Here is a 20,894-nt window from a genome sequence, read left to right as displayed (position 1 = left end):
AGCTCAAGTAGCTCTGTAAAGAAGATTTGTTTTCAGCATTTGGCGATGCTGAGACCTGAATAATAGCATTTGATATTCAAATGCCCGTTTGGTGGCGATAGCGGAGGGGTTCCACACGTACCCATCCCGAACACGACCGTTAAGCCCTCCAGCGCCGATGGTACTTGGACCGAAGGGTCCTGGGAGAGTAGGACGTTGCCAAGCACACATGACCACTGTTGAGAAATCGACAGTGGTCTTTTTGTTTTTTTAGGAAATCTGAACACAATAGGTGCTGCTGCGCCGAGGGATGGGTCCCATGCTTCACAGCCAGTAACATTTATAAAGAAATCCTGCAAGAAGTGCAACAATGCTGCCCCGTAGAAGCGGTCTATGCTGAAATCCTGCACGAAATGCAACAAATTCAGCGCTAACTTGCTCTAACCACCGAAATTTGTGCAAATAATGCAACAATGTAGCGTAGCCCGTAACTTTTTTAAAGAATTCTTGTAAAAAGTGCAATATTGCTGCTCCTTACAAGCGGCCGATGAGAGAGAAAATAGCCTATGGGCTGGATGTATTCTACCAGAAGGCGTTGAGGTACCAGCATTTTTCACCCGCAGGGTGAGTTTGTTCTATTCCGGGCGAGGGTCTCTTTTTACAACTCCATAACAACTGTCACTCTACTTTATAACATGTTGAGAGTAGGGTAATGGTAGAGAAAATACTATACTCCTGTGGAGGTTATCCCGTTGAATAAGAAGAAGTGGTCTACTTCTATAGCAGTCCTGTTATGTGCAGGAGGGTTATTCGCCATCAGTGCTGTTGTCGTCCCAAACTTAGTGAACTCTGCTCTTGTCACCAAAGGCAGCGCAGCAGCACAGAATGATCTCAGACTGACACTGCCGGAGAGTACAGTTCCTGTATTGAAAGTAGCGGCACCCGTGCCAGTATCTACTGTCGATGATTACCTGCGGAAGAATATGAACAAGGAGCTAATGGAGCAAATTTATGATTCTCTGAGTAAAGCACCTGAGCCCACGGTAGTTGGCGGCCAGGATCAAACCGAATCTGAGCTTAACCTTCGAACTAAGCGTCAATGGGTGCTGGAAGATCAGTATGAGTATGATGGCCTTCGGCCTCAGAAGCCCCTGCCCTTCGAGGCGGGACAAGGAGATTTATATCTGGATCTAAAGACCAATACGCTCTACGTTCCAGATAGAACTTGGACCGATGAAGAACTGCTGCAGCTTATAGACTGGAACTATCGCCAGGCGTCTGCAGCCTCTCTACGCTTTCCGGAAAAATCTGTTCTTCCTCAAAAGTACAGCGAATCTAAATTCATCATGCGTGCGGTTGAAAGTGTGCGGAAGCTCTACGATGCCGATGTGTCTAAGATGCAAATGGCAACTAATCTGAGAAAAGCGGAATATGGCTTCTCTTCACAATGGTGGGTGTATTTCTCTCCCTACAAGGAGCGCACCATGCGGGGGCAAGGGCAGGAGGTCTGGACATACAATGTGTGGATTGATCCAGAAACCGGAGTGGTAGTGGATACGACAGCAGTTAATTTGGCAGCGATAAGAACTCCTATTGATGAGGCTGCGGCTCAGTCAGTCCAAAAGGATCCTAGCTGGATCAAGGAAGCTATACGGATTGTTAAGGACAAGCAAGGAGAGCAAAGGAAGATCGTAAAGACCTATCTGACCGATACTGAAGTGAACAACAAACGTGGAATGGTTGCGGTAGATGTGTTATTAGAAGACGGCAGCAAATATAATGCGGAATTTCGCTATCCGAGTATGATGTTGCGTTGCCTCATTTATGAGCCAGCGGATAAGGGGAAATAAGCGGGAAGCTTATGTTCAATGAACAAACTAGTCCTGACGATCAAGCAGTTCTTGATTCGTCGGGATGTTTTGGCGGGCGGGTGTGTAAGGTCCGGTTCGGCTTATAGGTTATGGATGCTTTGGAATCTGGTATGATTAAGATTAGGTTACCTATGAAAGGGTATTTGTGGCTACAGAGTTAGGAGGATATTCGACAGATGGCTCATATACTTGTTGTTGAGGATGAACAGGCGATTAATGATTTAATAACGATGAATCTTAAGCTGGTGGGACATACGTATGCCAAAGCCTATACCGGCTCAGAGGTTGCGGAATTGCTGGAGAAGGAACGGGCGGATCTCGTCCTGCTGGATGTCATGCTTCCCGGTCTGGACGGGTTCGGGGTGATGCAGCAGATTGCTCCGCTTAAGATTCCGGTCATTCTGATTACGGCCCGGGGTGCACTCTCTGACCGGATCAGGGGCTTCGAGCTGGGGGCGGATGATTATATTATTAAGCCTTTTGAGATTCTGGAGCTGCTGGCCCGGATTAATGTTGTGCTGCGGAGGAATGAGCAGGCCGCCTCTGCTTTTGTATGTGAAGGGGTTGAAGTCCGGTTCAAGGAACGTCAGGTGTGGGTGGAACAGCTGCTGGTGGATCTGACGGCCAGAGAATTCGAGCTGCTTGAAGTGCTGATCCGTAACCGGAATATTGCTCTTTCCAGAGAGAAGCTGCTGGAGCTGGCTTGGGGCTATGATTATGCCGGTGATACCCGTACCGTGGATGTACATATAAGGCAGCTGCGCAAAAAGCTGGGCTGGGAAGAACGGATTAAAACCGTGTTCAAGCTGGGCTACCGGCTGGAAGTTCAGGTCTAGCCATGCGGTTCTGGCATAAGATTCTTCTTGCTGTCCTGGTGCTGTTTATAGCGGCCCTTGATGTGAGTGTCGTGATGGTGTTGAAAAAAAGCTGGCAGCTGAACATGGCTAGTGAGCGTAAACGCGCGGCCAGCGAGCAACTGCTGATTACAAACAGTATATATGAGAATCTGGAATCCAATCGGTTCAGAGGGATGTCGCTCAACCCTGAACTGCTGGTAAGCGTGACTCAATCTTATGGTCAGCATTACCGCAAACAGGGAATAGGATTGGAACTACGTGAGAATGGTCGGCTGCTGTATCCCATTGAGGACGGGGTGAGTCCCGGTCAGGAGGAGACGCGTGCAGCACAGGAAGAACATATCATGACGTTAGCGATGCCGCTCCCTGCTCCCTATCAACATTTGGAGCTGGTATACAAGCGCGATATCAGCGGGCTGTACGCTCAGCAGGAGGAGCTTAACCGTTTTTTTGTGATGATTAACTGGATTGTAGGACCGCTTCTTGTGGTGCTGCTCTACCTTCTGATCCGGCATCTGACCAAGCCGCTCAAGCTGTTATCGGAGACGACGAAGACGATTGCCGAAGGCGACTATTCCAAGCGTGTGGAGCTGAACAGCAGGGATGAATTCGGGGAGCTTGCCTTCAACTTTAACAAGATGGCTACTGTGATCGAGCAGCGGATGAGCGATCTCGCAGGCATGGCTGAGGATAAACAGCGGATGGTCGATAATCTAGCCCATGAGCTGCGGACACCGCTAACCAGTATGCAGGGATTTGCGGAGCTGCTGACCACGGCTAACATAGATCAGGAGGATCAGGTCAAAGCGGGGCGCTATATTCTCAGCGAGACGGTGAGGTTGAAGAATCTAGCTTTTAAACTGTTGGATCTGTCCGTTCTGCGGCATCAGCCGCTGGTGTTGGCAGAGGTAGATGTGGCTTCGCTGTTCGACACAGTGGCCCAGACCGAGCAGCAGAGGGTAACAGATAACGGATTACGGCTGGAGCTGGATAGCACCATTCCTGCCGTATGGGGAGATGCGGATCTGCTGGCAGCTTTTCTGGTGAATCTGATTGAGAATGCCATTCCTGCGTCCCCGCCAGGCAGCACAATCCGCTTGCTGGCCTATCAGCAGGACGGAGAAGGGGTACTTGAAGTACAGGACAGCGGGAGTGGAATGACAGAAGAACAGAGCAGGCGGGCATTTGAGCCGTTCTACCGTGTAGACCAATCCCGTTCACGGGCCTATGGCAACGCAGGTCTGGGTCTATCTCTATGCCGCCAGATTGCCGAAGCGCATCAGGGCAGAGTTGAGCTGCAATCTGCTCCTGGTGAGGGGACGAGCATCCGGCTTTTTTTAAGCTCCACTTTGTGAAGCTATTTTACAACTCCATAACAACTGCTCCTCTACTCTATAATATCCCGGGATTAAGCTATGGATAGAGTTAATATCCTGAATCCCGATGGAGGTAATACAATTGAACAAGAAAAAGTGGTCTGTTACTATGGCAGTTGTCCTATGCTCAGGCGGTATGTTCGCATTCAGCGGACTCCTTGTCCCCAGTCTGGCGAACTCAGCAGTCATCGCAAAGTACAGTACGGCAACTCCGGTCAGTGCTAAGGCAAGTCCGGCAGGAAGCGCCGTTCCTGTGCTGAAGGTGGAGGCACCCGTGCCGGTATCTACCGTGAATGATGATCTGCTGCTGAAGCAGATGACAGAGGAGCAGATCCAGCAAATCTACGACTATATGGAGCTACCGGGCGATCCGAACACTTCAGGCCGGGAAATGACCGAAGCGGAGATCAATCGCAGGCGGGTGCTGGAAGATCAATATGTCTATGATGGTGTGCGGCCACAGAAGCCTTTGCCGCTACAGGCGGGGCAGGGAGAAGTGTATTTCGATATAAAGACCAATACGTATTATCAACCGGAGCGCACCTGGACGGATGAAGAGCTGCTGCAAATGATTGACTGGTCCTACCGGGTTAATCTTGTGGCATCCAAACGTAATATAACTGCTCCGGCCGTTGCCGTACCGGAGAAATTCAGCAAGGCTGAAGTACAGGCACGGGCGGCTGAAAGTGTGCGCAAGCTGTTCGATGCCGATATCTCCAAGCTGAAAACAAATGTTATGCTGCATGAACCGGGCTATGGCATACCCTCATTTTGGTCGGTTCACTCTGAACCATATAAGTCGCTTACTCTGCTTGGACAAGGTCAGGAATACTGGCAATATAGTGTGCAGATCGATCCTGACACCGGGGTGGTGGTAGATACGACAGCTTTTAACTCTGTGATGAAAAGAACCCCTATCGACGCGGCAGCTGCGGCTGCCATGAAGAAGGATGACAGCTGGGTAAAGGAAGCTACCCGGATTGTAAAGGACAAGCAGGGAGAGAAAAGAAAGATAGTGAAGGCGTATCTGACGGGCACTGAGGTAAACAATACACGCGGGATGGTGGCCGTGGATGTGTTGCTGGAAGACGGCAGCAAATATAATGCGGAATTACGCTATCCGGGTAAACAGCTGCGTTGTCTGATCTATGAGCCTGCCGGTAAGGCTAAGTAAGCGGGAAGCCGTGTTGCTATAGAACTGAATTTATCCTGATGATCAAGTCTCTCTTGATTCATCGGGATTTTTTGTTACATTAGAGAGAAGACAGAAAGGGGTGAGGGGATGAAAAGATTAAATGTGGCGATTCCAACGCCTTTTCATGGGGATGAGGGTCTGAATACAGACGGATTTGCGCCTATCGTGGCTTACCAGCAGCAAAACGGCATCGAATCGCTGCTTATCTCGGGAAGCACTGGCGAGCAGCATTCGCTGAGTATTGAGGAAAGATTAGAAATTATTGATTATTTCAATCAAGAGCGTTCTCCGGGGATGGAGCTGATCTTCGGCGTGTCCGCGATAAGAACCCGTGATGCTGTCCGGCTGGTGCAGGCGGTGGAGACATCAGTGATGGATGTGCTGCTGATCGGATTTCCCCCGTATATCCGGCCTACGCAGCAACAGGCGGTTGCTTATGTGGAGGAACTGCTTAGTCATACGAGCAAGCCCGTAGCGCTGTATAATAATCCCGGCCGGACCGGATTCGATTTGACCCCGGAGTCGCTGAAATCATTAATCCGCCGCTATCCGAACATTGTAGGATATAAGGAAACAGGCGATTTGCAGCGGCATGTGGGAGTGGAGTATCCGGAGGGGTTCATTCTTTTTGCAGCAGGGGATATGAGGCTTGTGGAGAATTTCGCCGCAGGCCCTTGCAATGGCCTCTCCAGTGTGGCCGGAAATCTGTACCCCTTGGAGATCAAAAGCGCGGTGGAGCGTCTGCTGCGGAAGGAGCAGGTGGAGGCTGGACCTTTGGAGGACATAGTGGCGCAGGTGTTCAGCGGGCATGCGCTTGTCAACATCAAGCAGCATTACAACCGGTTGGGGATTCCGGCGGGCGTGTGCCGGGCTCCGATTCTCTAGATATGCATATTCGCCTCCTGTAAGACAAAAGCTAGCCTATCTACTGTCAAAAGGAGACGGAGCGATGAATGAAATCTGGAGCGAAATCTGGAAGGCGCTGGTGCTGATCATTGTCGGGATGCTGGTGCTGCGGCTGGCCGGCCGCAAATCGATCTCGCAGATGACGATTCCTACGACGATCGCCATGATCTCAATTGGGACGATTATTGTGCAGCCGATCGCCGATCATAGTATTCTGATTACTATAGTTGCAGCAGCCGTATTCATCATAGTGTTAATTTTAGTGGAATGGCTGCAGGTACGGTGGAATGCTTTTGAGCGGCTAATTAAGGGGCCTGCGGTTATTGTTATTGCGGAGGGAGAGCTTCAGCCTAAGAATCTGAGGAAGCTTAGATTAACCGTCGATGAGCTGGAGATGAGCCTGCGGGGACAGGGGATCTCCAGGCTCAGCGATGTCAAAACAGCGACGATTGAGCCTAACGGCCAGCTCGGATATGAATTGCAGGATTCCGCAAAGCCGGTCACTATGGCCCAGGTAGAGGCGCTTTTTGCTACGTACCTGGGCGGAAGCTGTCCAGCGAATGAGACTGCATACCTGGATCAGCCTGATCGGCAGACGGGGCTTTTTGACGAGATTAAGTTGCAGTAGAAGTGTAGAGATGACTGTAAAATCAGCTAATCAGAAAAGAAAGGACGGAGTGAGATGAAGCATCCTTTTCACCTGAAGGCGGTATGGAATGGAGGGCGGAACAGCGAAGGGCATATTGATGCGGGCGGACTGCGGACGGTTATATCGATTCCGCAGGAGATGGGCGGGCCGGGAACCGGCACGAACCCGGATGAGATGCTGCTGGGTGCAGCAGCGACCTGTTACCTGATTACTCTGGCCGCAATGCTGGAGCGTTCGGAGATTGTTCCAGAGGAGCTGACCCTGGCGTCTGAAGCGACAGTAGATGTCACGAATAATGTGTTCACGTACGAAAAGATCGTGCACAAGCCTAGCATTGTGCTCCAGGCTGGTGCGACACCGGCGCAGCTGAAGATGGCAGAGCGGCTGGCACATAAGGCTGAAGTCTCCTGTATGATCTCCAGAGCCGTGGCCGGTAACGTCTCTATAGAGACTAAGCCAGTTGTGGAAATCGCGCACGGGAGCGGACAAGCCCGGGTAGAGTTATAGTAGCACAGGGGGATACAGAGCTAGAGCTGCACTGGTGATGCAAAATGCTGCTCCACCTCGTAGCGCGGCAGCTCAACAATTACCGAGGTTCCTTTGGTGAACTCACTCTCGATCCGCAGACGCCCGTCATGCAGCTCGATAATTTCTTTGCAGATGGCGAGGCCCAGGCCGCTGCCGGACTGACGGGAGCGGCCTTTGAAGAATTTGGTGCCAAGCTGCGTCAGATCCGCGGCCTCGATGCCTTCGCCGTTGTCAGCCACGGTGACGATTATCCGTTCGCCTTCGAGCACTGCGGTAAGGCGGATCTCACCCTCCGCAGGGGTGAACTTGAACGCATTATCCAGCAAATTGACAAACACCTGCTTCAACCGGTTAAAATCACCGTCCACCGGCAGCGGCTGATCGGGAAGGTCGGCGTAGAGGCGGATCTGCTTCGTCTGTCCCCGGTATCTGAATTGCAGCAGCAGATCCTCCAGCAGGCCTCTGAGATCATACGGCTGGCGCACAATGCGGATCTCTCCGGCCTGAAATTTGGAGAAGTCGAGCAGATCCTCCACCAGTCCGATCAGCCGGTCTGTCTCCCCGGTCATGACCTCAAGCCCCTGCAGGATCTCCTGCCTATCTGATAAATCACCGAACAGCAGCGTTTCCCCCCAGCCTTTGATGGAGGTAAGCGGGGTCCGCAGTTCATGGGTGACGGAGGAGATGAAATCATATTTGAGCTTCTCGCTCTTGAGAATTTCCTCCGACATATAATTCAGCGTTACCGCAAGGGTGCCGACTTCATCGTCATAGCGCCTCGCTGCCCGGACGGCAAAATTACCGGTGGCCATTTCCTTGGCGACCCCGGTCAGCTGCTGGATCGGCCCTACGATCCGTTTGGCGATAATCAGGCTGAGCATGAAGCCGAATCCAATGACGAGTAGTCCGATGACGGCTGCATTGAGTGCGATCCGGATAATAACATGATATAAAGGCTCTGCCGAGACCGAGTACCGCAGCAAGCCGATTGTGCTCCCCGACTCCTTCAGCGCGATAGAGACTGCCATAATTCGTTCCCCATTCACTGGCTTGATGCTCTGAAAGCTTCCTTTGCCGCTGGTCAGAGCTGCTCTCACATCAGGGGTACTCACCTGCTCTGTACTGGAGAAGCCGAAGGAATTAATGACCACGTGCCCAGCTGGACTCAGCACTTCCACCTTACTGCTCTCCTCAGGGGAGAGATTCTCCAGAATATAACGCGCCCGCTCATTCAAGCTATAACTCTCCAGATACTTATTGAAAAAGGTCGCTGAAGTCGTGGCCCTTGTATTCAATGTCTCCATCGCACTGCCCAGATAATAATAGTGGACAGCAGCGATGAACACTCCCTCCAGCAGCAGCACGATCAGGAGCAGCACAAGGGTAATATAGACGATAAGTCTGGACCTGATTCCCTTCAGCACAATTAGCCCCTCCAAATATATCCGAATCCCCACACGGTCTCGAGGAACTGCGGCCCGGAGGACTCCTGTCCGATCTTCTGGCGGATTCGGCTGATATTCACATCTACAATTTTAAGATCCCCCATGAAGTACTGCCCCCATACGGCTGTCAAAATATCATCCCGGTTCATGGCCTTGTTCGGCTGTTCCGTCAGCAGCTTAACGATCATAAACTCGGTTGGGGTCAGCGGGATATCCTGCCCGTCCTTCAATAATTTCCGTTCATCCAGCAATAGTGTAAAAGGCGGCAGCTCGATAAGATTCTCCTGCGGCAGCGCTTCTCCCGGATACATCCGGCGGTAGAGCGAGCGCACCCGGGCGACCAGCTCTACCGGACTGAAGGGCTTGACCACATAGTCATCTGCGCCGGATTCCAGGCCCATGACCTTGTCGATTTCCTGGCTTTTGGCGGTGAGCATAATGATTCCCAGCCGGGGGAAGTGTGTCCGCAGAAGGGTACACACCTCGAACCCGCTGAGTCCGGGCAGCATCAGGTCGAGAATCGCAATGTCAAAATCCCTCTGTTCTCTTGCAATGCGCAGCGCCTCTTCACCGGTAGAAGCCTCCGCGATCTCGAAGCCTGCCCGCTTAAGGTTGATACACAGCAGATCACGGATAGGCTTCTCATCTTCCAGTATCAGCACTTTCATGAATAGCTCTCCTTCTTATTGCCGGGGCTTCTGGGGTGTGCCGGCCAGCTGAACGACTTCATCTAATGTCAGCTTAAGCTGATTATAATTCTGCAGATCGGCCCCCTGCAGCTTGCCGGCGGCATCCGCTGCGGGCATTACGGCAACGAATAGGGTAGGCTCCGTGTCATTGTTAGAGTTCCCCTGCTCATACAGCAGCTTATACTCTCTATTCTCAGCCTTCAGCTGGACCTCTGCGGCAGCCCATGCTTTCTTCGTCAGCAGGCGAAGCTCCAGCAGCGGAGCCTTCACAGCAGACCCGGTATTCTTGTAGCTGAACTGGAGCTTCTCCCAGGGCTGGGGTGATTCTCCCGGAACCTCCAGCAGGGTCTGGCCCGCCCAGGACTTGGGAATACGGAAGTTGAAGCCCCAGCGGTCGAACTGCTCCTGCACGAAGGTCAGGCCGGTCTGTCCGTCCCACTGATAATATTTGGTGATGAATGGGGTCGCCAAGGGAGCCATGCTCTCCGTACCGGCTGGCGGCACCAGGAAGCCGAATTCCAAGATCCCGTCATTATTCACATCCAGGCTGGACTGCGGGTAGTCCTTAATTGCAATACTGCTGCTGCCAAGCAGGTCAGGAGAGACGGCTGGCGGAGATAGCACCAGATCCTTGCTTGCAGCGAGCGCAGTACGCTGATAATCATCTGTAGCCAGTATATCAGTAAACCTGTCTTTTTCCCAAGTTAGCAGTGAAGTATAGGAGGCATGTGCGCCAATGGCGGCATCGATGACAATTGCGTTCCGGGTAGGGGACGCCTTGCCGAACTGGGCTTCGATGACATTACCATCGAGCTTCTGGTCAGATAAGGTCTGCAGCGTACCGTCCTTGAGCCGGAGCAACAGGAGATGGGTCTCACGGAGGTTATCTGTGGTGTAGGTACTCTGAAGCAAGGCAATGTCGGTATGGCCGCTCCCGGTCAGGTCGCCCAGGACCAACTGGTCGTAAGGCTGCTTAAGCAGCTCGGTCAGCTTGCCGCCGTTTAGGCTGTAAACCGCCAGCTCTTTGCTCAATCCCTCCCCGCCGCCGTATCCGAGCAGCAGCTCCTCCGCTCCGTCACCGGTAACATCTGTGAAGGACACTTCATTCAATTCGCTGCCTACCCCGGTAAGGTTAGCCAGCTTGGTCCACTTGCCGTTCTGCTGTGAGAGGAGGAGGGTATTGATCTCGTAATCGGTTTTGTCTGTCTTGTAGAAGGCGAGAAGCTCCTCCTGCCCGTCCTTGTCCAGATCCTGTAATTGAATCGCACTGCCGGATTCCGAGTGGATGGGTACTGTTAAATGCGCGTTGGCCGGTAGAAAGGATTTGACGATTCCGGTAAGATTGCCGTCGCTATTCCCCTGTGCCGGGGCTTGAAGCAGATCGCTCGGCGTCTTCATGGTGCCACAGCCGGAGGCGATCAGGCTTAAGAATAAGAGGCTGCTGAGGCCGAAGGTATATTTGTTCATTACAGTTACGCTCCTTAGGATTCATCTGTGGCTAGTATATCCTAACCTTTCGGACAATTAGTTTCAAAATGGTAAAGGAGCTGACTGAAGATATTAATATGAGATGAAATATGAGATGGAATATGAGATGGAATGGCAGTAACGCAAAGCTTAAACTCGTCGACTGCGGTGAACATTTGGACTTTCGGCCGCTGTTGTATACAGATTTCTTAATTCAAGCCGCTGTTTGCGGTTGAAATCCGTATACAAAGGCGGACGCTATCGCTCCTACAGTTCCAAATTTCCCCTCCGCTCCTTCCCTGCTTTTTGTTAATGGCTTATTCAACTGAAATTGATATCTTCAGTTATCGGGGGGAGGGGCAGGCAAAGACCAGCAGAATGGGGCGCTGTCGCTACCATTCTTACAGTCCAACCCGGTTGGGCGCATGAAGAACGCAAGATGTTATCTTTCCCTATGAAAAAAAGGCTGTCCCAATCAGCTTTTTATGGCTTTCGGGACAACCTGTATTGTCTGGCTATTCTATTGGCCTGAGCGCCGCAGGCTCTGTCCATTGGTAGCAATAACATCCTTATACCAGTGGAAGGATTTCTTGCGGTAGCGCTCCAGGGTTCCGGTATTGTCGTCGTGGCGGTCTACATAGATGAAGCCGTAGCGTTTACTTAGTTCAGCGGTTGACGCACTGACCAGGTCAATACAGCCCCAAGAGGTGTAGCCCATGACTTCAACGCCGTCCTCGATGGCTTCGCCCACCTGCACCAGATGGTCATTCAGGTACTCAATCCGGTAGTCGTCATTGACGGTTGGCACGCCGTCTTCGCCGGTGATCAGCTCATCCTTGGCTCCGAGTCCATTTTCCACAATAAATAGCGGCTTCTGGTAACGGTCATAGAACATATTCAGCACATAGCGCAGACCCTGCGGGTCAATCTGCCAGCCCCATTCGGAAGCCTTCAGGTATGGATTAGGTGCGCCCCCGATGAGGTTGCCTTCCTGGGTACGTTTGCTGCTGTCTCCGGTCTCACAGATGCTCACATAATAGCTGAACGAGATAAAGTCAACGGTATGCTTGAGAATGTCCGCATCGCCAGGCTCCATGTGAATCTCAATGCCGTGCTCTCTGAAGTAACGTTTCATATAGCCAGGGTACACACCTCTCGCATGCACATCTCCGAAGAAGTAATTCATATGCTCTGACTTCATTGCCGCAATGACATCGTCCGGGTTAGGCGTGAGCGGATATGTTGGCATGCTTAGGATCATACAGCCGATTTGGGCCTGCGGATTGATCTCATGTCCGATTTTGACCGCTGTAGCACTTGCGACCAGCTCGTGATGAATGGCCTGGTACAGATCCTGCTTGCTCAGCTTGTCCTTCGGTGTATAGATCCCGCCGCTCATGAATGGCTCGTGCAGGATGGAGTTGATCTCGTTGAAGGTCAGCCAGTACTTCACTTTATCCTTGTAGCGGGTGAATACCGTTCTGGCATACCGTTCATAGAAGCCGACTAGTTGCCGGTTCACCCAGCCGTCATACTGCTTGGACAAGTGCAGCGGAGTTTCGTAGTGGGAGAGGGTCACCAGCGGCTCAATGCCGTATTTGTGACATTCATCGAACAGGTCATCATAGAATTGCAGACCTTGCTCATTAGGCTCCAGCTCGTCGCCGTTCGGGAAGATTCGCGACCAGGCGATGGAGGTACGGAAGACCTTGAAGCCCATTTCGGCAAAAAGCTTAACATCTTCTTTGTACCGGTGGTAAAAGTCGATGCCGACCAGCTTCATATTATCCTCGGTAGGTACCTCGGTGATAGGGCCCCTGATTCCTTGCGGAGCTACGTCTTGAGTGGACAGGCCTTTGCCGTCTTCGTTGTATGCGCCTTCCAATTGGTTCGCAGCGACTGCGCCGCCCCACAGGAAGCCTTCAGGAAATGGTGTATTCATTGATAATCCCGCCTTCTATTAGTTATGGATTCAGATATGGTAAGCTGTTCATAGGTCCTATAATTCAATGCTAAATGTTGTAACGCGTTACATGTCAAGTATTATTATAAAGATGAAAAATTATGTAAGGAGAGCCATCATGTCGAATCTGGATCAAATCGCTAAACTGTCGGGATTCTCCAAAGCTACAGTATCGAGGGTGCTGAATCGTTCTCCCCATGTGAGCCAGGCAACGCGGGAGATCATCCTGAAGATCATGGAAGAGCTGGACTATGTGCCCAATGGCAATGCCATCTCCTTGTCCACAGGAGAGACGATGCAGATCGGGATGGTAACGGAGGGGATTAACGAGGTAATGCTGCCTTTTCTGAACAGCTTCGTGGAGACTGCGAGCCGGCACGGATATCAGACGATTATCTATACCTCCGGGGGTGATCCGGCCAAAGAGCTGCAAGCCTTCGAGGATATGCGGCGCAAAAGAGTTGATGCGCTTGTCATCAGCACCTGCGTTAACGATCAGGCGCTCCTGGGCTCTTACTGCAAATACGGGCCGATTGTCTCCTGGCAGCGGATGGAGCTTCCTGAGATTCAGAGTGTCGCCATGAATCAATATGACGGGTACATGCTGGGACTTGAGCATGTGATCGAACGGGGTTATACGCGGATTGCCAATGCTTGGGGCAGGCCGGCCAGTATGAATACCTTCGGGAGGATACAGGCGTATCAGGATGCTGCCCGCAAATATCATCTGGAGGTGAACCAGGAATGGTCGCAGACAGGGATCTTTTCCATCCGGCAGGGTGAGGAGCTGATCCGCAGGCTGCTGCTGATTGCTGGCGGGCCTCCGAATGCCATCCTTTGCGCCAATGATATGGTAGCGGCAGGGATACTGAGCGAGGCCCGCAGGCTTAAGGTGAAGGTACCGGAGGAGCTGGCGATTGTCGGCTTCGACAACACGGAGCTGGCCCATACGCTGGGGATCACCTCAATTAATAATCCGATTGGCGCACAGGCGCAGAATGCGCTGCATCTGATTCTCGGCAAGCTGGGGGGAACAGAAGCCGGGCAGCAGGAGCTGGAATTTCAGCTCGTACAGAGAGCTACTACTTGAATAAGCCGTGAACCGTCCGATTTGGGCGGGTTCGCGGCTTTTTTGTTATTTAGGAAATTATGGTTTGTCGTCCTTCAGAAAATAATCTTCTGCGCCGCCATGATCCGGCCGATCTCAAAGATAGCGGCGCATTCCACGAAATGAACCTCGGAGATAATCGAATGGTCATGCGTTCTGTAGTAATACCTGCCGTCGGTATACACATGATCATAGATGAGGCTGATGTCATACACCGAGGTGGGGTAGAGCTCCCCTTCGCCCTTGGCGATCCCCGCCGTTATGGAATGATGCCCTGAGCCTTCCACGAAGGAGATGCCAAGAGGGAGCCAGAGGGTAACCTGATGATCCTTATCCTGCCGCCAGCTTCCGTTCAGGGTACCTTCACCGATGCGGATCAGACTGTCGCGCAGCTTGCGGGGAATCCAGGGGGAGGGAAAGACCAGGTCACGTGCCAGGTTGATGATTCTGCTGCTGTTGTCAATCTGCCGCATCAGGAAGTGGAAGCTCCGTCCGTCCAGCGTCACCTCGGCCCATTCATCAAAGAACAGGTTGTCCGAGAACATCCGCTCCATCTGGTCGACCTCCCCGTAGAGCGCGGGCATCAGCATGAGCTGGCTCTGAATACGTCTGCCTATCAGCCGGATGAAGTCCACAATCGGATGGGTCTCGGGCTGGAAATAACCATAATTGATATCATAATAAAAGCCGAGATTCTCATTGATTAAATCCTTGGCAAACGCCATCAGATTATCGAATTCTTGTTTCATCGTCATGCAAAAGCTGCTCCTTCAACCATATGATAATGTGCTTATCATATTACGTGCCATGCTCCCCTGTCTGTGATGAAAACAGCAGGTAAAGATTGGTTTAACAGCAGCTCCGCAGCTTACCCGGCAAACTCCTGGACCTCGTCCAGTGTCGGCAGCGCGGCAATCGCCCCGACCTTGGTGCAGACCATCGCCCCCACCCGGTTGGCGAAGGTGACGAATTCTTGCTGCAGCTCCGCGCTGCGGGTGAAGTCTGCCGGATGGGCCAGCTGGCTGATCCGGCAGAGCAGCGCTCCGATGAAGGCATCGCCGGCACCCGTGGAATCGATGGACTTCACGGTGATGCTCGGAATCAGCAGCCGGGAGTCCGGGGAGGAGATGAGAGTGCCGTCTTTGCCCAGAGTAACGGCTACTGCTCCGGCTCCCCACTCATGCAGCATATCAAGGGCGGCATCACGGTCCGCTTCGCTTGTAATCAGCTGCAGCTCCTCGTCGCTGACCTTTACCAGATCGGCCTTGGAGATACCGGCTCTGGACAGCGTGATGAATTCCTCCTGCCGCCCGGTCCACAGGTCGCCCCGGTAGTTGGGATCGAAGGAGACGAACTGTCCGTTCGCCTTCGCTTCATCCATGAGCGTCATATAGACCTCGCGGAAGGGATCAGCCAGCAGCGCTGTCGCCGAGCCGAAATGAAGCATGGCCGCCTCACGGACGGCTGCCAGGTCAAGCTCTTCCAGCCTGAGCAGCTGGTCTGCCCCGCGGTGGAACACGAAATCGCGTTCTCCGTTCGCTGAGCGCGAGACAAAAGCCAGTGTGGTCGGGCTTGCGGGATCAAGCAGCAGCATCGAGGTATCCACGTTCTGTTCTTCCAGCGTCTGCTTCAGGAAGAAGCCGAAGGGATCGGCTCCGACTTTGCCGAGGAAGGCGGAGTGGCCGCCGAGCCGGGCGATGGCTGCACTTACGTTCGCTGGCGCTCCGCCGGCCTGCTTAGAGAAATGCCGCCCTGCAGTCAGGCTGACATCAACATCGGTGCAAAAGAAATCAATGAGCAGCTCGCCCGCACAAAGGACTGAACCATGTAGTTTCATTGTGAAATAACCTCCAGGCAGAATGGGTTGGTATTAGCTAAGAGCGGGGGTAGAGTCTCTGAATACAACGTCTGTAGCGACATGTGTCACCTGATAAGGCTTGGCAGGGTCCTTGATCCGGGAGAGCAGCATTTCGGCAGAGACAATCCCCATATGACCGCTGTAAATATGTACCGTCGTCAGATGGGGTTCGATGATCCGGGATTCCGAGGCATCGTCGAAGCCGCAGACCGCAACCTGCTCCGGCACCTTGATTCCTCTGTTCTTAAGTGACTTCATGACACGGATTGCGATGAAGTCATTGGCGCAGATGAAGGCGGAGGGCCACTCGTCAAGGGCGTCCAGCTGCTGATCCATCCAGTCCGCCTCCAGCATGTAGTCCCGGTCCTGACCCACAATGCATAATTCGGGATTGAGCGGAATACCGGCCGCAGAGAGTGCCCGATTGAAGCCGATCCAGCGTTCATTGAAGCTGCGGCAGTGGTTGTAATCGCCTACAAAACCGAAGCTCTGCACTCCCTGATCCATCAGCTTGCGGGTCATGGAACATACACTGTGCTCATTCTCCATGAGCATCAGATCTGCCTTCAGCTCCGGATAAATAATATCGGACGCGCAGTCAATGAAGATCGTTGGAATGCCGAGCTCGGTAACCAGCCCGCTGTATTCTTTACTGAACATTTCAATACAAATGATGCCGTCCACATTCGCAGGCTCAAAATTGCCGGGCAGAGTCATACCGTTAATATCGTTCTCCCGGACAAAATAAATGGACAAGGTATAGCCTTCGGTACTGATACGCTTCTCCAGTCCGCTGAGCAGCTGGGAACCGAAGTGGGAGCTGTTGGGGAGATTGCTGGTCAAAAGGGCGATATTGCCCTGATTCTCAGAGGCGCTGCCTGCTGCTTCCAGATAGGAGAATTGTTTATATTTGAGCTCGACGGCCTTGTTGATGACCTTCTCCCGGGTCTCAGGAGGAATGCTCTCTGCACCGTTCAGGGCTTTGGAGGCCGTATTTCTGGAGATGCCTAGCGCATCTGCAATGTCTTGAATGGTGACCTTTGCTTTCTTCATCACTGTGTTCCACCTTTGTTTCCCCGTATTAGTAACCTCTGCTACCTAATATATAGCATTTACTCAAAATTGACAACGTGATTTTACAAATGCACAAATTAATTTTACAATTCAAAAATTAAAGACACCTTTAAGTGCTAATATCTATGTTAATGTTACATTTGCACTGTATAATGCACGGTTTTAATTATTTTTTGTGCAAAATGTATTGACTTATAATCACGATCTCTGATAAATTGTAAAGGCAAAACATGTTCAAATGTAAATTTGAAAACCTATTCATTTTGTTAAATGTAAATTAATAGTTAGACCGGAGGTGGGTAACCTAACCGTCAGGAGGATAGACAGATCCGGGCGGACCTATGCCATGTGAATGGCAAGCTAGCAGCGGCCCTGCTGCGCAGCAGCATTAGCACAGCCGCACTGTAAGGAGGGGGAAAATTGGCAAATCCGATAGTTCAACAAAGGGGTACTGAACTCAAATCACGTAAATCAATTCTAAGCTATCTGCGCCGGAATTATATCCTGTATTTATTCTTGGCTCCGGCCGTAATTCTTACCGTTATATTCAAATACGTTCCAATGTACGGCGCTATTATTGCCTTCAAGGATTTCAGCCCGCGCAGAGGCATCCTGGGCAGCGCATGGGTGGGCTTCGAGCATTTCGAGCGGTTCCTCTCCTCGCCGAATTTCTACGATATTCTAATGAATACGCTTAAATTAAGCGCCTACGGGCTGATTCTGGGTTTTCCGGTGCCTATTGTGCTGGCGCTTATGCTGAATCTGATCCGCAGCGCGAAGCTGAAGAAGAACATCCAGCTGATTGTGTATGCACCTAACTTTATCTCGGTTGTGGTTGTCGCAGGGATGCTGTTTGTCTTTCTGTCGCCGACAGGTGTGGTGAACGCGCTCATTACTACTTTTACAGGTAAGCCGGTGTCCTTCATGAGTGATCCCGCTTACTTCCGTACCGTATATATTCTGTCAGGCATCTGGCAGACGGCAGGCTGGTCCTCGATTATCTATGTAGCTACGCTGGCCGGTGTAGATCCGCAGCTTCATGATGCGGCGACGATTGACGGTGCCTCCCTGCTGAAGCGCATCCGCCATATCGATCTGCCCGCGCTGAGGCCGGTGATGGCCGTGCTGTTCATCCTTGCCGCAGGCGGCATCATGTCCATCGGCTATGAGAAGGCCTTCCTGATGCAGACGGCGCTCAATACCCCGACCTCGGAGATCATTGCGACCTATGTCTACAAGGTGGGTCTGCAGGCCGGCGATTATGCCTATTCCACCGCGATCGGATTATTCAATTCCGTCATTAACGTAATCCTGCTGGTCTTCGTCAATACGGTCGTCAAACGGCTGAACGAAGGGGAAGGGCTGTATTAAAAGGAGGTAAGTATGGATATTCAATATTCCGGGAAGGACCGGATTCTGGTTGTTATCACGTATATATTGCTTGGTTTGTTCATCCTGGTCATTCTGTTTCCGCTGGTGTATGTCGTGCTGGCCTCCTTCTTAACACCGAATGTGCTCATTACCAAGGGGCTGGCCATTGCGCCGTCGGACTGGACCATTACAGGCTACGTCAAAATTCTCAGCAACGACGCGATGATCCGCGGCTTCTTCAACGCTTTGTTCTACTCTGCCGCCTTCGCGCTGGCTACGGTATTCTTCTCCGTCTTCGCGGCGTATCCGCTGTCTATTGAGGGGCTGGCCGGGAAGCGGCCGGTAATGATCTTCTTCCTGATTACGATGTTCTTCGGCGGCGGTCTGATTCCGACCTATCTGGTCGTGAAGGATCTGGGGATGCTGAATACGGTGTGGGCGGTGATCCTGCCGGGGGCGATCAGCGTGTTCAATATTATTCTGGCGAAGACCTATTTCCAGGGCCTGCCCAAGGAGCTGTTTCAGGCGGCGAGTATCGACGGGGCGTCTGATCTGGGCATTTTCTTCCGGATCGTATTGCCGCTGTCCAAACCGATTATCTTCGTGCTGGCTTTATATGCCTTCGTGGGGCAGTGGAACTCTTATTTCGATGCCATGATTTATCTGGACGATTCCCGGCTGTTCCCGCTGCAGCTGGTGCTGCGTTCGATCCTGATTCAGAATCAGGTGCAGCCCGGCATGATTGCCGATGCACTGGCCCAGGCGGAGCTTAAGAAATTGTCCGAAATGATCAAATATTCTGCCATTGTTATCTCCAGTCTGCCGCTTATCGTGATGTATCCGTTCTTCCAGAAATACTTCGAGAAGGGCGCCATGGTCGGCTCCATTAAATAATATTAGGGGGAATCTCATATGAAAAAAACATTGCAAACCTTGTCTGTGCTGGCACTCTCGGCTTCCGTGCTTGCGGGCTGCGGCGGAGGGGGCGGCAATTCCTCGGCTTCGGAGGATTACAAGCTGGAGAATGTGACGCTGCCTCTTAAAGAGAAGGTATCGCTGCACTTCATGTCCCAGAGCTCAGCGCTGGCGCCTGCCGATCCGAACGAGAAGCTGATCTACAAGCGGCTGGAGGAGAAGTCCGGGGTCCACATCGATTTCACCAACTACACGAACGACGCTTTTATTGAGAAAAGAAATCTGGCTGTAGCCAGCGGAGACCTGCCGGATGCAATCATCGATGCCGCGTATTCGGATTATGATCTGCTGACCCTGGGCAAGGACGGAACGATTGTGCCGCTGGAGGAGTTGATCGAGAAATACATGCCGAATCTGCAGAAGGTGCTGGCCGCCGCGCCGGAGTACAAATCGATGATGACTGCGCAGGACGGGCATATCTATGCTTTTCCATGGATTGAAGAGCTGGGCTCCGGCAAGGAGAGCATTCATTCGGTCAACGGGATGCCGTGGATCAATGTGGAATGGCTGAAGAAGCTGGGACTCGCTATGCCAACTACGACGGAGGAGCTGAAGAAGGTGCTGGTTGCCTTCAAGAATGATGATCCGAACGGGAACGGCCAGAAGGATGAGATCCCGCTGTCTTTTGTGCTGAATAACGGCAATGAGGATATGAACTTCCTGTTCGGCTCGTTCGGTCTCGGGGATAACGGCGATCACACGGTGGTTACCAATGACGGCAAAGTGGTCTTCACCGCAGGCCAGGACGGATATAAAGAGGGCATTAAGTATCTGAATGAGCTGTACCAGCTGGATCTGATCGACGAAGAGGCGTTTGAACAGGATTACAACACCTATCTGGCTAAAGGGCAGAGCGGGCGCTACGGTCTCTATTTCCAGTGGGATAAAGCCAATATTACCGGGTTCAACGATAAATATGATCTGATGCAGCCGCTTGCCGGACCGGACGGAGAGGTCAATGTAGCTCGTACGAACAACTTCGGTTTTGACCGTGGACGGATGGTTATTACCGGTTCAAACAAGAATCTGGAGCTTACTGCCAAGTGGATTGACCAGCTCTATGAGCCGCAGCAGTCGGTTGAGGACAACTGGGGAACGTATGGGGATGAGACACAGCAGAATATTTTTGAATACGATGAATCGGCCAAAATGCTGAAGCATCTGCCGCTGGAAGGCGCGGCTCCGGTTGAATTGCGCCAGAAAACCAGCATCGGCGGTCCGCTGGCGATCCTCGATGAATACTACGGTAAGGTGACTACCAAGCCGGATGATGCCGCTTGGCGGCTGGACCTCATGAAGGAGAAGCTGGTGCCTTATATGAAGGCCGATAACAACTTCCCGCGTGTCTTCTACTCCCTGGAGGATCAGAAGGAATTGACCGCGATTGAGACGGACCTGTTCGCTTATGTGAACCGCAAGCGCGCGGAATGGACCAAGACCGGGAAAGTGGAAGAAGAATGGAAGGATTACCAGGCAGAGCTGTCCAGACTCGGGCTGGACAAATGGCTGGAGATCAAGCAAAGAGGATATGACAGCTATCTCAAGAATAAAGGCTGAGACTGCACTAGCCGCGGAACATGATG

The 20,894-nt window shown here is 52.1% G+C and carries 18 protein-coding genes and 1 rRNA gene; 12 read left to right on the top strand and 7 right to left on the bottom strand.

Annotated elements, in window-relative coordinates; translation table 11 throughout:
- Positions 1–87 precede the first annotated feature (87 nt).
- From rrf to MKY12_RS26340, 8 genes are all read left to right on the top strand, one after another.
- Positions 88–204 (top strand): 5S ribosomal RNA (rrf, locus tag MKY12_RS26375).
- A 527-nt stretch (positions 205–731) separates the two neighbouring features.
- The gene (locus tag MKY12_RS26370; protein ID WP_339311545.1) at positions 732–1,829 is read left to right on the top strand and encodes a hypothetical protein; all 1,098 of its coding nucleotides are present in this window, start codon (positions 732–734) and stop codon (positions 1,827–1,829) included.
- A 197-nt stretch (positions 1,830–2,026) separates the two neighbouring features.
- Positions 2,027–2,686, top strand: a complete 660-nt coding sequence (locus tag MKY12_RS26365; protein WP_339311543.1) for a response regulator transcription factor — start codon at positions 2,027–2,029, stop codon at positions 2,684–2,686.
- A gap of 2 nt (positions 2,687–2,688) precedes the next feature.
- Entirely contained in the window at positions 2,689–4,062 is a 1,374-nt protein-coding gene (locus MKY12_RS26360; protein WP_339311542.1) for a HAMP domain-containing sensor histidine kinase, read from the top strand.
- Between the two features lie 103 nt (positions 4,063–4,165).
- Positions 4,166–5,257, top strand: a complete 1,092-nt coding sequence (locus tag MKY12_RS26355; protein ID WP_339251070.1) for a hypothetical protein — start codon at positions 4,166–4,168, stop codon at positions 5,255–5,257.
- A 108-nt stretch (positions 5,258–5,365) separates the two neighbouring features.
- Positions 5,366–6,163 (top strand): dihydrodipicolinate synthase family protein, encoded by a 798-nt coding sequence (locus MKY12_RS26350; RefSeq protein ID WP_339311540.1) that lies wholly within the window; start codon positions 5,366–5,368, stop codon positions 6,161–6,163.
- A 64-nt stretch (positions 6,164–6,227) separates the two neighbouring features.
- Positions 6,228–6,812, top strand: coding sequence for a DUF421 domain-containing protein (locus MKY12_RS26345; protein ID WP_339311539.1), 585 nt, complete (start codon positions 6,228–6,230; stop codon positions 6,810–6,812).
- 54 nt (positions 6,813–6,866) lie between these two features.
- Entirely contained in the window at positions 6,867–7,340 is a 474-nt protein-coding gene (locus MKY12_RS26340; RefSeq protein ID WP_339311537.1) for an OsmC family protein, read from the top strand.
- A gap of 20 nt (positions 7,341–7,360) precedes the next feature.
- Here the strand turns inward: MKY12_RS26340 and MKY12_RS26335 are convergent, their stop codons facing one another.
- The 4 genes from MKY12_RS26335 to MKY12_RS26320 form a co-directional block, all read right to left on the bottom strand.
- The gene (locus MKY12_RS26335; protein ID WP_339311535.1) at positions 7,361–8,785 is read right to left on the bottom strand and encodes a HAMP domain-containing sensor histidine kinase; all 1,425 of its coding nucleotides are present in this window, start codon (positions 8,783–8,785) and stop codon (positions 7,361–7,363) included.
- A 2-nt stretch (positions 8,786–8,787) separates the two neighbouring features.
- On the bottom strand, positions 8,788–9,474 hold the full coding sequence (locus tag MKY12_RS26330; protein WP_339311534.1) for a response regulator transcription factor: 687 nt from the start codon (positions 9,472–9,474) through the stop codon (positions 8,788–8,790).
- Positions 9,475–9,489: 15 nt separating this feature from the next.
- Positions 9,490–10,962 (bottom strand): hypothetical protein, encoded by a 1,473-nt coding sequence (locus tag MKY12_RS26325; RefSeq protein WP_339311533.1) that lies wholly within the window; start codon positions 10,960–10,962, stop codon positions 9,490–9,492.
- A gap of 520 nt (positions 10,963–11,482) precedes the next feature.
- A complete protein-coding gene (locus MKY12_RS26320; protein ID WP_339251059.1) occupies positions 11,483–12,904 on the bottom strand; it encodes a glycoside hydrolase family 1 protein in 1,422 nt (473 codons plus the stop codon).
- 139 nt (positions 12,905–13,043) lie between these two features.
- On the opposite strand from MKY12_RS26320, the gene MKY12_RS26315 reads away from it, so the two are divergent.
- Complete coding sequence (locus MKY12_RS26315; RefSeq protein WP_339251057.1) at positions 13,044–14,015, top strand: LacI family DNA-binding transcriptional regulator; 972 nt, start codon at positions 13,044–13,046, stop codon at positions 14,013–14,015.
- A 74-nt stretch (positions 14,016–14,089) separates the two neighbouring features.
- Here the strand turns inward: MKY12_RS26315 and MKY12_RS26310 are convergent, their stop codons facing one another.
- The 3 genes from MKY12_RS26310 to MKY12_RS26300 all read right to left on the bottom strand — a co-directional run bounded on the left by MKY12_RS26310 (position 14,090) and on the right by MKY12_RS26300 (position 16,944).
- Positions 14,090–14,788 (bottom strand): DUF6710 family protein, encoded by a 699-nt coding sequence (locus tag MKY12_RS26310; RefSeq protein WP_051478692.1) that lies wholly within the window; start codon positions 14,786–14,788, stop codon positions 14,090–14,092.
- 113 nt (positions 14,789–14,901) lie between these two features.
- Positions 14,902–15,870, bottom strand: a complete 969-nt coding sequence (locus MKY12_RS26305; protein ID WP_339311531.1) for a carbohydrate kinase — start codon at positions 15,868–15,870, stop codon at positions 14,902–14,904.
- Between the two features lie 33 nt (positions 15,871–15,903).
- Positions 15,904–16,944: a LacI family DNA-binding transcriptional regulator gene (locus tag MKY12_RS26300; protein WP_036732508.1), complete on the bottom strand. Its 1,041-nt coding sequence runs from the start codon at positions 16,942–16,944 to the stop codon at positions 15,904–15,906.
- A gap of 441 nt (positions 16,945–17,385) precedes the next feature.
- Here MKY12_RS26300 and MKY12_RS26295 point away from each other — a divergent pair, with 441 nt between their 5' ends.
- The 3 genes from MKY12_RS26295 to MKY12_RS26285 are packed head-to-tail and all read left to right on the top strand — an operon-like array spanning position 17,386 to position 20,868.
- Positions 17,386–18,336, top strand: a complete 951-nt coding sequence (locus MKY12_RS26295; RefSeq protein WP_339251052.1) for an ABC transporter permease subunit — start codon at positions 17,386–17,388, stop codon at positions 18,334–18,336.
- Between the two features lie 12 nt (positions 18,337–18,348).
- Positions 18,349–19,230 (top strand): carbohydrate ABC transporter permease, encoded by an 882-nt coding sequence (locus tag MKY12_RS26290; protein ID WP_036732509.1) that lies wholly within the window; start codon positions 18,349–18,351, stop codon positions 19,228–19,230.
- Positions 19,231–19,248: 18 nt separating this feature from the next.
- A complete protein-coding gene (locus tag MKY12_RS26285) occupies positions 19,249–20,868 on the top strand; it encodes an extracellular solute-binding protein (protein ID WP_036732511.1) in 1,620 nt (539 codons plus the stop codon).
- The last annotated feature ends 26 nt before the right edge of the window (positions 20,869–20,894 follow it).

Source organism: Paenibacillus sp. FSL M7-0896 (genome assembly GCF_037975415.1).
Classification (GTDB): Bacteria; Bacillota; Bacilli; order Paenibacillales; family Paenibacillaceae; genus Paenibacillus_AQ; species Paenibacillus_AQ silagei.
This window is presented reverse-complemented; position numbering and strand designations above follow the sequence as displayed.